This window comes from Pradoshia sp. Z4_20, from assembly GCF_058216035.1.
The window spans coordinates 857711-871225 of sequence record NZ_JBZAJD010000001.1 but is presented as its reverse complement, the minus strand read 5'-3'; the positions used below and the strand labels follow the sequence as shown (position 1 = coordinate 871225).

Sequence of the window (13515 nt, the reverse complement as noted above, 5' to 3'; positions counted from 1 at the left end):
AAGTTGAATACAGGTTTTTGTCGAATTGTCTGAAAAAGGTTGATCACCCAGGTGACTTTTACAACTGAATTAACCCTTCCCTTATTTCCCGGTATCCAATTTTAATAAATATTCATCAATGATTTTTTTATGGCTTTTAACGATTCTTCCCGGTAATTCATGTGGATAAAAGAATTCAAACTTTATAGATTCACTTTCATCTACAACTAATTCACCTTCGTATTCATTTGTATAATACGCAATCGTGACACAATAGAATTCATCTCCATTAGCAGCCTTTACAAAATACTCCGGTCCGGAATATACATTAATAAAATGCAGCTTGCCCAGCGTAAGGCCGGTTTCTTCTGTCACTTCACGTCTGGCTACTTCTTCGGTCGTTTCTCCCAGCTCCATTAAGCCGCCTGAGAGCCCCCATGACTCCTTCGGAAATTTTCTTTGCTGCAACAACAGCCTGCCTTCCTTGTCAGAAATAACGACGACTGATCCAACTAATATTAAGGGACGATGACCCACAATAGCTCTTAAATCTTCAATATAGCCCAATTTCATCTCTCCTTTTATTTACCGCTCTGTAATACTAATCAATGTAACAGCGAAGATTTTGCATGTTTATATGAATCAATCAAAAAAAAAAAAATCGAGCCCTAAACCTTCAGGCATAAAGCTCGATCATGACTACTCAATATATTTTTAGCTGACACGAATTCTTAATTCTAATTCTTCCAGTTCATCAGCCAAAATATCATGATTAATCTCATACATGAGATGTTCATGAGTCCAATCCTCAAATACATCTATTTGACATATAATTTGGGCCAATTCTTTGCTTATAAAGGCTGATTCCTGTCCTGCCGCCAGCTTTTTCTTGCATCGATTGAATTTTGGATCTAATAATTCCAGCTGTTCATATAGCCCCTCCAGCGTTTGGTAATGCTGGATAAGTGGTAAAGCTGTCTTTTCACCAATACCAGGACAGCCCGGAATATTATCACTTGCATCGCCCAGCAGTGCTTTTACATCGACCCATTGCGCTGATTCTATTCCATAATCCTCACGAAAATCTTCAATGGTATAAACACGATCTCCTGTTTTACTGGCAATAATTTGACTCGTATGTTCATTCAGCAATTGAAACAGGTCACGGTCATTACTGTAAATTAAGCATTTCCCCATGTTATTCGTACTCCACATAGTAGAAATCGCACCGATTACATCATCTGCTTCATAGGAAGGCACAGACAGCTGCTTAACGCCAATCCGTTCTAGACTTGAACGCAATGTTTCATATTGCATAATGAGCGGTGCCGGCAATTCTCCGCGTGTCGCTTTGTAAAAATCAAATTTTTGTCTGCGGGACGATTCTTCGCGCTTTACATCCCAAGCAACAGCTAAATGCGTTACTTGGTGAGTTTTAATAAGGCTGAACATTTTTTGAAAAAACACGCGCAGTGCATTGGTATAAATCCCATTTTTATTTCGATATAATTGATCTTCTGTTTTCCCATAAGCAGTTGCAAAATAACCTCTGCTAAGTAAGTTAAAACCATCTATTAATAATAATGTATTGGTATTTTGATTCATCCTAATCCCCCTGATGTTCTGATTCTCTGTTATCAGATTGTACCATATCCGGGCCTTATTCTCTTCTTAAAAATTTCCCATCAAATCAATTTACTGGTCCGTTTCTATTCTGTTTTCCGGATAGGATATCCAATCGCTAAAGCTGCCGGCATAGATTTTCACATTCGTAAAACCTGCTTCCTTGAGTGCAATATAATTAGGAGTTGCTGTAATACCGGAACCGCAATAAACAATGATTGGCTCATCTTTGTTCAAGTGATTAAAACGGTTTTCCAACTCTGGTACAGGCAAATATTTACCGTTCCTGAAATTTTCAGTCCAATCCATATTTATTGCACCGGGTATATGCCCAGCTTTATGATCAATCGGCTCATGGATTCCTTTATAGCGGTCTGATTCTCTGGAATCTATTAAATAACCTGGTCTATCATTCTCTGCCCAGTCTTTCACTTCAGGGTAAGTGACTAATAGATTCTTATTCATGACAGGGGCATAATCTGTTGGTGTCAGCACAGGAATATCCTCGGTTACTGGATATCCTTTCTCCAGCCAAGCCTTTAATCCCCCATTAAGTACATATACACGCTCATATCCAAATAATTGGGCTGTCCATAGAAAGCGACCGGCAAAAGCTCCCTCGCCGCCATCATAAGCAATAACGGTTGTCTGTTCATGTATACCGATGGCTTTCATTAGTTCAATAAAGTCTTCTCTCGCAGGAAGCGGGTGTCTTCCTCCATGTTCCTTAATTGGACCGGACAAATCCTGAGCAACATCCATAAAAGCAGCTCCCGGTATATGGCATTCTCTATATTGTTCTCGTCCCGCTGTTTTATTGGATAAATGGAATTGGCAATCGATGATACGTAAATCAGGATCACTCAAATGTTCAAATAACCATTCAGACTCTTTTACCAGCTGCAACTGCATTCTCCTCCTCCGATTCTAAAATTAACTTGATTTGCTTTTCAGCCTCCAGGTAAATTTGAGGATTAGATTTCTTGTTTAATGTCAATTCCATACTTTTCAATCGTTCATTGCCTTCGGTTTTCATCTCCTCAATTAATGAAAGACTTATATACTGAATGGCTGATTCAAAATGCTCAAACAATTTGTTCTGTTGATCTGTATAATAAACATCTAGATAGTCGTTTAACTTCTCCAAAAAGGCATCAGCCATTGGTTTTCTACCATTCTTTTCAAAGAAATGCTGGGTACCCTTGAAAAGTCTCAGTTCTTCTTTGAAATCATCTGCCGTTAAATTTAATAGCGCTCGGTCGGTATTATATTCGTTTTGTAAATATGACTTAGGCTCACTGAATGACCAATCTTTATGGATGGTTTGAATCTCTTGAACTAACTGGACATAGGTATCATGCATGGTCTTTTTGACCATAACCTCTAAACGCAAGGATGTAGCCAGTATTTCATTGGCCAATTCAATTCTGACTTGATCAAGTAAACGATTCGTACAGGCTAAAAGGGACTGCCGATGGTCCTTTAATGTACCGGGATTAAAAAATTCTTTAAAATAATTCGGGAAGTTCAGGTTAATCCTTTGCTTACTATAATGAATCAATTCTTCTGTTTCCTGCTTCATCCTGGCCATTTCATGAGTAAATCTTTTTTCATTTAATATCACTAACACTCGCTCCCAGTTTCCATGCAATTGGACACGTCTTTTCGTCTTCTGCTCCTCGGTTTCATTGGACAGCTCGACAAGTCGACTGGTAAGCTGAAGTGCCTTATCCAAATCCAGCATAGCTGCATTAACTAATATACCTTTAAGCTCCTCCTGAATAAATGAATAGAAAGCTGATTCAAAATGGGAAAACAGCTCGATATATGCCTCATTTCCTGAATTGAGTTCTTCAGTCCTTTGTTGTAGCGCTGCACGGCTTGAAATCGGATAAATCCGTGGATGATGGATTCCTGAAGTTTGCAATTCACTGCGTAAATAACCCTCAACCACCTTTCTCTCCTCCAAATTTTCAGCCAAATCAGCCGCATTCAAAAGGAAGAACATTTTATCCATACTGAATGAATCCTTAACCCGTCCCAGTTGATCAAGGAAATTTCGGTCAGCCCGTGCGAATGGGTGATTATAATACGTAATAAAGCAAATCGCATCCGAATGCTTTATATAATTGAAGGAGGTACCTGTATGTCTCGCATTAACAGAATCCGCTCCGGGAGTGTCTACTAAAATAACGCCTTTTCGCGTTAAATCACAGTCATAATATAAATCAATGCGTTCGATAAAGCATGATTTTGTTTCATCTGTTGCATACACAGAAAACTCATCCAATGAAACGGCAAAACTTTTACCAAGATTTTCTTCAAAGGAATCAATCCCCTTTAAAAATGCCTCCAGGAAAGAAACCTTTAATCCTAGCGCATAGCTTTGTTTCTCGAGCATGGTTTGCGCCTGTTTCCTTGCCATCGCTAGATCCTGTACTTTTAAACCATCCTCATACCACAGTTCATTTAAATCATCGAGTAGCATGGTCTCCGTCTTAGCGTGAATGGTAGCTGTACCATGTTTATGTATGCTCGTTGGCGGCAAAATACGATTAATGACAGCGGTAGTAGGATTCGGTGAAACGGGTAAAACGTTTGCCCCTAAAAGTGCATTGGCAAATGAGGATTTCCCTGCACTGAAAGCACCAAAGAGAGCTAAAGTGTAAGTTTGATTCATCAGTGAATCTGCCCTATTTTTCAGCTCCTGCGCTAATTTCTCAAGACCAGGTAAGTGGTTCAAAGCCTGGGAAGCTTTTTGCAGCTTTAAAGCCACTTGCTCAGATGTATAAATCGACTGTGCCGTCTCCACTTTTTTTGTAATCAGTTCAGGCTTTGGCTCAGGTTCAATATCTTTAACTTCTTTAATATCCATCTCCACAATTGAACCCTCTATTTGCTGGCTTTGCAGGAATCCCATGACTTCTGTAATGGTATATCTGGATCTTTTAGTCAACTCATTCATAATTTTATCTTTATAGCTCCGCTGATTAGTCAGCTGTACTTGCCAATCCTGCCAAATGTGAAGAATAGAATGGTCCGACTTTAATTCCTCCTTCACCTGGGTGAGACGCTGCTCTCTTTCCTCTTCCCACTGACTCACCAAGGTATTGAAAAGAGTTAACGCTTGCTTGCCCGCAGCTTTTTTAATGGAAGATGCCAAATCCTTGGAAAAATTCAACACCAAGTCACTGGTAACAGAAGCTAACTGATCTACCTCAATGATCGTTTCATAGGGAATATCATAGTCGAATGACTGGATGATATTCTGACTCTCCTGTTTTTGTCCTGGATAATCGTTTATCATTCTTTGAAAATATTCATTTAAATTCCACAATATCGTCGATTCAGTCTGCTGTTTAATATTTTGAATCAGATTAGCTTTACGAGTTTCTTTTTCTTGTTCTGTTTTACTTTTTCCAAATATTCTCCCAACCTTAAAAGATGTAACCTTTGACTCCAAATATGATTTCGCCAGTTCCCTGGATTCATATGGAGTGATATTGCTATTTTCAATAATAAGCCCAATTTGTTCATCAAATATATCTTCCTCATGCTCACGGAAATTAATGATACTCTTACTAAATTTTTCAGCAGAATCAATGATTTCTAACAAGTGATGATTCTGTTTGTCATGCAGCTTCTGCTCGAGATGATTTCTTGCTTGATTAGAATCGGCTTCTTTCCAATTTAGATGCTCCGTTATTAAATGGTTAAGAAGTGAATTCACATCATAAGCTGGGGCAATACCAGCTAATTCAGCTATTTTTTCAGTTACCCGGTGAGCTTGGTTAAAGGGATGATCATCCGCTTTCATAGTAGTAAAGTAAAACTCTTCTACTGGTATATCCCAATCCTTAAAAGCTTGCTTTACACTTTGTTTAAGAGATGTAAAAGAAAGCTCATCCTCCTGATGTTTATCGATTTGATTAATGATGACATATATTCTTTTCCCCATACGTGCGAGATCTCTTGTAAACTGAAAATTTATTTCTGACTGAATATGATTGTAATCGGTCACATAAAAAACCGCATCGGCCAGATGAAATGAGGAGGCAGTCGACAATTCATGGGCTTCATCAGTTGAGTCAATCCCTGGTGTATCCAATAAGACTAAGTTGTTTTCATACGGAAAATTCTGAATCATTAAATCAATTTTTTGAATAGAACCGCCGTTTTTCGCAAATTCTTTAATTTTGTTAAAATCAATTGGCGGCTGAAAGATTAGACATTTTTGATCATTTAAAGTGACCCTGGCTTCTCCATTGCCGCTCCGTATTTTCACGATATTAGCACTTGTCGGAATGGGACTGGAAGGCAATATCGGCTGTTTCAAAATATAATTAATAAGCGTAGATTTTCCGGCCGAAAAATGTCCGCAAAATGCCAAGCTATACTCATTATCATTAACCTTATTCATAATATCGATCGTTTTTTGTGCCCGTACTTGATCCCCATCTTGTTCAAAGTACTTATAAATAGCGTAAAGCTGGTTAAGTGTTACTTCCCTTGTATGCAGTCTCATACTTATCCCCTTATTAATAATCATTTATCTATCTATTTTATCGAAAATTGGAATAGTTGCCCATCAATATCTATTTTGGTAAAAAAATAAGTTCAGACTTTTGTCTGAACTTACATACTTTGATTAGCTTGTGATTGAGCTGCTATAACTTTAGGATTTGCTACATTATTTAAAACATGAACCATGACTCCGCTAAAGGCTGTTACCGTTGCACCTACAAATACCCAAATCATCATCATGCACCTTCCCTGTCATGTAGTTAATTGATAACGTCTCTCATTATAGTTCCAGTGTATCATCAATGATAATCATTTTCAATCAAAATTCTGTTCAAAACAGATATTACCTATACACTCCTGTGCTTTATGTAAGTTCTAAACAACAGGTAAACAATCTCCCCTGAATACCAAGACAGATTGTTCATGATTTATCCGGTTAATTGCCGCTCTTCTTTTCGTTATGCTGAATCGTTATAAAAATTTCCTTCAATCGGTCCTGTCCACAGACATGGCAGACTTTCAGCATCTCATGTAATGAATGGCAATGAATACAATAATACTTTTTCATATGGTGTATCCACCTTTTTTACATACAGTATATGTAATATGATGGTTGCTGGTTCCTAATTTAGAGTATATTAATTCATTTCTCTTTGTTCTTTATTAAAACTGTAAACCACTCCAAAAAGAAGCATTATATCAATTGCATATGCCTATTTACTTTTATCTGTTCTAATTTTATGTAGATTGTACAGGAATAATATTAATGACGTACATATGATGATTCTGATTATATTTTAATAAAAGGAGTGAAATTTGTGAGTGATGACCAGAATCAATCCCCACAGTTGATCCCTCAGCAGCTAATTAATTTACTAGTAAGTGATCTTTTTCGGAAAAATGGAATTAACGCTGAGAAGGCTAAAGAAAAGTTATCCGATGAACAAAAGCAAATGATAAAAGAGTTAGTTAGTGATTTGACTAACCAGGTGGAGACATTTGTAAAATCCTCATCAACCGAGGATAACAAAAGCAGTGAAAAATGATCATTTTAAAACGCCTGATTAGCAGGCGTTTTTTTTTTCGATGGACAAACACATTTGAGCTTTTTGTCCAATCAAAACAAAGGACATCCTCATATTTTATAAAGACTAAATCACAAAGGAGTGGTAGAAAAATGTCAAATTATTTTGGTGACAATTACGAAAGTGAAAGGGATGAGAACAAGAGGCACTCGGCAGAGATAGCCCAGGACGCTGATCAGTTCACTGCTGAAATCCAAGAATCAGATGAATTAATCGTTATCAAGGATTCAGGTAACGTGTTTGTTCAAACTACAGAAACTCAAGCAGCAGTGTCCCTCCAATTAGCATTGCAGCTCGCACTCGCATTGGTAATTGAAATTTCAATTGCAGATTCAGATGATAGCGATGGTGTTGTTCAAGACCTTCTTCAGCACTTTAATTCTGAGCAAAAGAGCGTACAGAAAATTCATATCGAAAATTCAAGGGACGTTAGGGTTACAACTACTGACACAGATATCTCTGCAAACCTTCAAGTAATGCTGGAAGCACTTCTAGCTATTGTAGCCAGATTAGATATCGCGTAAATTTAAAAAAATAAAATAAGAGGTGAGAAGAAAAATGAGTGAAAAGAATTGGAGAGCATTAGATAATTTCAATTGCAAGAACGATGATGATGCGGAAGTCACACAAGAAGCTGATCAAATCACATCAATCACACAACAATCCTATGAATGGATCGTCGTCAAAGATTCTGAGGATGTGGAAGTGCATACAACAGATACTCAAGTAGCATTATCTTTACAAGCAGCTATTCAAGTAGCAATCGCAATTGTTATTAGTATATCAGTTGGGGATAATGAAGCCGGCAAAGGGGTAGTTCAAGATTTAAAACAATTTTTCAAATCTAAACAACGAAATACCCAAAAAACAATTATTACTGGTTCAAAGTGTGTAAGGGTCGAAAGTACGGATACTCAAATAGCTTTAAATATACAAGTATTAATCCAAATTCTTGTGGCTATTGTTGCTAGACTAGATATTGGATAAAGATGATGTTCAAGATACTAAAGATGGATAACCTGTATAATATAGTAAAAAGACATGACTAGCTCATGTCTTTTTACTTTCTAATCACTATTTTGAAATGAACTCTTGGAAATTTACTAATAAGCCGGTCACTTACATTTTCGCCATTCCCCTGCCTTCTAGCAGAGTTATGCTCTATCAAACAAATATCACTTGATTCTTCACATCTATTTAATTATTCTTTACTTTGTTGAACAAAATGAATACTACCTTTTCAGTAATTTGATAGGACACGCGGACAATCCAACAGTTTTTAGGCATTAAAATAGATAAACTTACCTCAAAATAAATCGAATTAATAAACTATTTCTTCCTTATTTTGAATCAGTGGACTATCTTTTTGGGTCTTTTTGAAGATTACATTAAACAATAGATTTAATCCTATCGCAGTTATCCCTCCAGCCACAATTCCGTTTTCAGTCAGGATTTTCAATGTATCTGGCAGATTGGCAAACATTTCCGGGACAACAGATACCCCAAGACCGATTCCGCAAGAACATGCAATAATCAGCAAGTTTTCCTGAGATTGCAGGTCTACTTGGCTTAGCATTTTAATTCCCGCCGCTACCACCATACCAAACATAGCAACCATTGCTCCGCCCAGTACAGATGAAGGGATAATCGTTGTGATGGCACCAATTTTAGGGCTGAAGCCAATCAGGACCAGAAACAGACCTGCCGTATAAATCACATTGTTAGAACGTACACCGGACATTTGGATTAATCCGACGTTTTGAGAAAATGTCGTGTAGGGAAGAGAATTAAAGATACCACCGAACACAATCGCTAACCCTTCTGCGCGATATCCTTTAGCAAAATCCTCTTCTTTTAAATCCTTTTCACATATATCTGATAAAGCAAGATAAACACCTGTTGATTCTACTAAGCTTACAAGTGCCACGAGAATCATCGTTATGATTGGAGCCCATTCAAAGGTTGGCATCCCGAAATAAAAAGGAGTAGGAGTTAGGAGTGCATCGGCATCGATAACAGCTTGGATGTTCACCTTTCCTATGAAAGCTGCTGCGACTGTACCTGCAATTAATCCAAGTAAAATAGAGATAGCTCGTATAAAACCTGTTGAAAATTTATAAAGAATAATAATAAATAGCAATGTACCAAATGCCAACAGGATATTAGATGTTGAACCGAAATCACTCGAGCCTTCCCCGCCAGCCATATTATTCATAGCTACCGGAATTAAAGTCATCCCAATAATCGTTACCACTGATCCCGTCACAACCGGAGGGAAAAATTTTAATAGCTTACTAAAATACTTGCTTACTAAAATAACAAATAATCCTGATGCTAGTATGGCTCCGTAAATAGCTGGTATTCCGTATTCTCCTGCAATAGCAATCATTGGACCCACTGCCGTGAATGTACAGCCTAGGACAACAGGCAACCCGATACCAAAGAATCGATTCTTCCATACCTGCAAAAGTGTCGCAATTCCACACATCAGAATATCGATTGAAACTAAATGTGTTAATTGCTCCGGGGTTAAGCCAATACTTCCACCAACAATCAAAGGTACTACAACTGCTCCGGCATACATAGCTAATACGTGCTGGATACCCAGTGAAGCGGTTTTCCATTTATTCATTTGCATTGGCTGTTTCCTCCTCCAAAAAGATTACTTTATTTTTTTCAAGGGATTGGATACGAGCGAGTGATTCTACCCGATATCCTTTATCTCTTAAAATTTCACCGCCTTCCTGGAAGGATTTTTCAATAACAATTCCCAGTCCGGCAATTTTGGCGTTCGCTTGGTTCACAATATCAACCAACCCAAAAGCAGCTTGTCCCTTTGCTAGGAAATCATCAATGATTAATACAACATCCTCTTCATTTAAAAACTTTTGGCCAATGCAGATCGTATTTTCTTCTTTTTTCGTAAATGAATAAACAGTGGACGTATATAAGTCGTCTTGCAGGGTCAATGATTTTTTCTTGCGGGCAAAAATAACTGGGACCTGAAGCTCAAGCCCTGCCATAACCGATGGAGCTATTCCAGATGACTCAATGGTTAAAATTTTCGTAATCCCAGCATCCTTAAACCTCTTCGCGAATTCTTTACCTATCGCCACCATTAATTCAGGATCCAGTTGATGATTTAAAAACGTATCTACCTTTAGGACCTCACTTGAAAGAACTTGCCCTTCCTCCATAATTTTAGCTTTTAACAATTTCAACTTTTACTCCTCCAATCCCTTGCTTCAAATAAATGAACAAATAAAAAGGACCTACAAATTGTCACCTACCTAAAAGTGGGTACAACAATTCATAGGTCCTTTATATCCGGACAAATATGAACAGCGCATTATTAACTCGGGCGCTTGTTTCCCACTCATAGTCAGATTATTTCGGTGGCGAACCACACTGGTAATCTGGTAGAAACTCGCAGGCCATATCCCTGCTATTATATGAGTGCGTATGTAATTAGTATGTTGAGAATTATATCAACAAAATACTCGTTTGCAAAGTGTTTTTTCGTCAAAAACTACTTTTATATTGTTCAATATTTGTGTCCAAATAAAAGACGAATCTTCTATAAAGAAACTGTTTTTCACAATTCAGCCATATTTATTTCATTCATCCTACCCATAAAACGCTTGTTATATCAATTTTACACTATTAATACAGTAATAACCTTATTGGTGAACGATTTGTGAAAATGAAATAACTATCATCCATTTCCAATATTATCTAGTAGAATATACTCAAAGCACATTTCCATTATTTTCGAGAGGGGAGAAAAACGTGGCAAAAACTAAATTAAACGTACCCGTCAAGGTTAAGAAGAACGAAGAAACTAATCTTTCCGGAACATTGATTTCTGTCTTAACACTTGGGGCATTCATTTTAATTGTATGGGCAAGCGTTTACTTTTTATTTTTAGATCGTCTGTAGAAGAAGGGAGAGATTATCGGTCATGCATATCCATAAATTTGAAAAGATATGGCTTATATTAGGGGTAACAGCACTTTTTGTATTTTTAACTGTATTAGGGGTCAGTGCATTTTATGATGGAAACCAACCGGCAAGCTGTCTGGTGACGATCGATCCGGAAAAAGTAACAGAAACTAAACCTTTTGATAAACCGGGTTTACATAAAGTTGAAGGGAAAGAATGGGATTACGAATTAGTATTCGTTGTTTCCGCGTTTAAATTTGACCCAGGTGAAGTTCAAATTCCTAAAGGTGCAACTGTAAAATTCATGGCTACCTCAACGGATGTTGTTCATGGATTTGAAGTGGCAGGAACGAATGTCAATATGATGATTGAGCCTGGCTATGTGAATGAATATACAAAGACATTCGATAAAACCGGTGAATATTTAATTTTATGTAATGAATATTGTGGTACGGGCCATACCATGATGACGTCTAAAATCGAGGTGGTTGACTAATGAATAGGAATCAAACTGATCTTAAAGTAAACAGAGCTGATGGTAAGCTCGCAATGGCCCACTTCTATGTGGCATTTATCGCACTGGCTCTTGGTGGATTCGCTGGCCTTTTACAGGTTCTTGTCCGCTCAGGAAAATACACCCTGCCTGCCGGAATTACATATTACCAAGTTCTTACTGTTCACGGTGTTTTACTTGGACTTATACTGACTACATTTTTTATAATGGGCTTTCAATTTGCAGCAATCAGCAAAACAAGCGGAACACTATCTAAAAAGGCAAGAACGGTTGGTTGGATTGGTTTCTGGATGATGACCATCGGTACAGCTATGTCAGCTACAATGATTCTACTTAATGAAGCATCCGTCCTCTATACTTTTTATGCGCCGTTGCAGGCTCATCCCATTTTTTATTTTGGACTGGTATTTGTTGTAGTGGGAAGCTGGCTGGATGGCGGGGCTATGGTTGCAGCTTATATTAACTGGAGAAAACAAAATAAGGGTAAAGTTGGACCTTTATTATCATTCATGGTCATTATCAATAATGTATTATGGTTTACAGCTACTCTTGGTGTCGCGGCTACTGTGTTGATACAGATTATTCCATGGTCACTTGGATGGGTTGATTCTATTAATGTTCTTATTAGCCGTACGTTATTCTGGTATTTTGGACATCCGCTCGTATATTTCTGGTTATTGCCGGCTTATATGGTTTGGTATGTCGTCATTCCGAAAGTAATTGGCGGAAAAATATTCTCTGATTCATTGGCGAGATTATCGTTTATTTTATTCTTACTGTTTTCTGTACCTGTTGGCTTCCACCATCAATTAACGGAGCCTGGGATTGATCCTGCATGGAAATTTTTACAGGTTATTTTAACCTTCCTGGTCATCATTCCATCCTTAATGACAGCTTTCGCCATGTTCGCCACTTTTGAAAGTGCAGGACGTGCAAAAGGCTATAAAGGAATCTTTGGATGGTTTAAAGCCCTTCCTTGGGGTGATGCGCGCTTTACGGTTCCTTTTATCGGAATGGTTGCTTTTATCCCTGCTGGTGCAGGAGGAATTGTCAATGCTTCCAACCAATTGAACCAAGTTGTACATAATACGATTTGGGTAACAGGACATTTCCATCTAACACTTGCTACCTCTGTTGTCTTAACTTACTTTGGTGCCATGTATTGGTTGGTTCCACATTTAACCGGCCGTAAGCTTACTAAAAAAATGAATAAATTAGCCATCATCCAAGCTATGACATGGGCAGTTGGAATGACCTTTATGTCTGGCGCCATGCATTTTGCAGGTCTGCTGGGTGCACCAAGAAGATCATCCTACTCCACATATGGCGGTTCCGCTCAGGCTGCTGAATGGATTCCATATCAAATCGCTCAGGCCGTTGGAGGCTCCATCCTCTTCATTGGTATCATTTTGATTTTAGTTATCTTCGTTAATCTAGCTTTCTTTGCCCCTAAAGGTGATGAAGAGTTTCCGATTGGTGAAGTATCAGAAAAGGCTGAAAAAACACCTTTCATCCTTGAAAATTGGAAGCTATGGATTGGTATTACAGCAGTTTTAATCATTCTCGCCTATACCCTGCCATTTGTAGACATGATTCAAAATTCACCACCTGGGTCAAAAGGATTTAAGCTCTGGTAAAGTTGCTATGACAAAAAACTACAGCAGATGCGGATGACAAATATGTTCTCTGCATCTGTTATTTTAATTATTTTGATAATTGAGAGTTTATTTGTTTATAAAATTGTATTTTCATATATTGGTGTACGCTTTAAAGTATCAATTATTCTACCTAATCTAAGAGAAACCTGATTAGCTAACCATTATTGAGCGAAAAATGAAGTATATGAGC

Annotated in this window: 14 protein-coding genes and 1 riboswitch; of the genes, 6 read left to right on the top strand and 8 right to left on the bottom strand. The window is 37.8% G+C overall.

The features are described from left to right. Positions 1–81 precede the first annotated feature (81 nt). The 6 genes from AC4BHP_RS04175 to AC4BHP_RS04150 form a co-directional block, all read right to left on the bottom strand. Positions 82–546, bottom strand: coding sequence for an NUDIX hydrolase (locus tag AC4BHP_RS04175; RefSeq protein ID WP_066107291.1), 465 nt, complete (start codon positions 544–546; stop codon positions 82–84). Positions 547–693: 147 nt separating this feature from the next. Then, a complete protein-coding gene (locus AC4BHP_RS04170) occupies positions 694–1584 on the bottom strand; it encodes a 5'-3' exonuclease (RefSeq protein WP_066107294.1) in 891 nt (296 codons plus the stop codon). A 90-nt stretch (positions 1585–1674) separates the two neighbouring features. Next, positions 1675–2508, bottom strand: coding sequence for a sulfurtransferase (locus AC4BHP_RS04165; RefSeq protein WP_490551349.1), 834 nt, complete (start codon positions 2506–2508; stop codon positions 1675–1677). Further along, a complete protein-coding gene (locus tag AC4BHP_RS04160; RefSeq protein ID WP_490551348.1) occupies positions 2486–6127 on the bottom strand; it encodes a dynamin family protein in 3642 nt (1213 codons plus the stop codon). The genes AC4BHP_RS04165 and AC4BHP_RS04160 overlap by 23 nt, the downstream gene beginning before the upstream one ends. A gap of 110 nt (positions 6128–6237) precedes the next feature. Further along, positions 6238–6363 (bottom strand): hypothetical protein, encoded by a 126-nt coding sequence (locus AC4BHP_RS04155; RefSeq protein ID WP_257469018.1) that lies wholly within the window; start codon positions 6361–6363, stop codon positions 6238–6240. A 199-nt stretch (positions 6364–6562) separates the two neighbouring features. Beyond that, on the bottom strand, positions 6563–6694 hold the full coding sequence (locus AC4BHP_RS04150) for a hypothetical protein (RefSeq protein WP_257469017.1): 132 nt from the start codon (positions 6692–6694) through the stop codon (positions 6563–6565). Between the two features lie 250 nt (positions 6695–6944). On the opposite strand from AC4BHP_RS04150, the gene AC4BHP_RS04145 reads away from it, so the two are divergent. From AC4BHP_RS04145 to AC4BHP_RS04135, 3 genes are all read left to right on the top strand, one after another. Next, a complete protein-coding gene (locus tag AC4BHP_RS04145; RefSeq protein WP_490551347.1) occupies positions 6945–7172 on the top strand; it encodes a spore coat protein in 228 nt (75 codons plus the stop codon). A 131-nt stretch (positions 7173–7303) separates the two neighbouring features. Further along, positions 7304–7735 carry a spore coat protein gene (locus tag AC4BHP_RS04140; RefSeq protein WP_490551346.1) on the top strand — a complete coding sequence of 144 codons (432 nt, stop codon included), beginning with the start codon at positions 7304–7306 and terminating at the stop codon, positions 7733–7735. A gap of 34 nt (positions 7736–7769) precedes the next feature. Further along, the gene (locus AC4BHP_RS04135) at positions 7770–8198 is read left to right on the top strand and encodes a spore coat protein (RefSeq protein WP_490551345.1); all 429 of its coding nucleotides are present in this window, start codon (positions 7770–7772) and stop codon (positions 8196–8198) included. Between the two features lie 334 nt (positions 8199–8532). On the opposite strand, the gene AC4BHP_RS04130 is transcribed toward AC4BHP_RS04135, so the two are convergent. Beyond that, positions 8533–9849 (bottom strand): nucleobase:cation symporter-2 family protein, encoded by a 1317-nt coding sequence (locus AC4BHP_RS04130; RefSeq protein ID WP_490551344.1) that lies wholly within the window; start codon positions 9847–9849, stop codon positions 8533–8535. Next, positions 9836–10432, bottom strand: a complete 597-nt coding sequence (locus AC4BHP_RS04125) for a xanthine phosphoribosyltransferase (protein ID WP_490551343.1) — start codon at positions 10430–10432, stop codon at positions 9836–9838. The genes AC4BHP_RS04130 and AC4BHP_RS04125 overlap by 14 nt, the downstream gene beginning before the upstream one ends. A 138-nt stretch (positions 10433–10570) precedes the next feature. Continuing rightward, positions 10571–10687, bottom strand: a riboswitch (purine riboswitch). 313 nt (positions 10688–11000) lie between these two features. On the opposite strand from AC4BHP_RS04125, the gene AC4BHP_RS04120 reads away from it, so the two are divergent. From AC4BHP_RS04120 to AC4BHP_RS04110, 3 genes are read left to right on the top strand one after another with little or no spacing between them, the layout of a single operon-like run. Then, complete coding sequence (locus AC4BHP_RS04120; protein WP_066107311.1) at positions 11001–11150, top strand: cytochrome c oxidase subunit 2A; 150 nt, start codon at positions 11001–11003, stop codon at positions 11148–11150. Positions 11151–11172: 22 nt separating this feature from the next. Next, positions 11173–11649 (top strand): cytochrome c oxidase subunit II, encoded by a 477-nt coding sequence (locus tag AC4BHP_RS04115; protein WP_066107315.1) that lies wholly within the window; start codon positions 11173–11175, stop codon positions 11647–11649. Next, the gene (locus tag AC4BHP_RS04110) at positions 11649–13304 is read left to right on the top strand and encodes a b(o/a)3-type cytochrome-c oxidase subunit 1 (protein WP_490551342.1); all 1656 of its coding nucleotides are present in this window, start codon (positions 11649–11651) and stop codon (positions 13302–13304) included. The genes AC4BHP_RS04115 and AC4BHP_RS04110 overlap by 1 nt, the downstream gene beginning before the upstream one ends. The last annotated feature ends 211 nt before the right edge of the window (positions 13305–13515 follow it).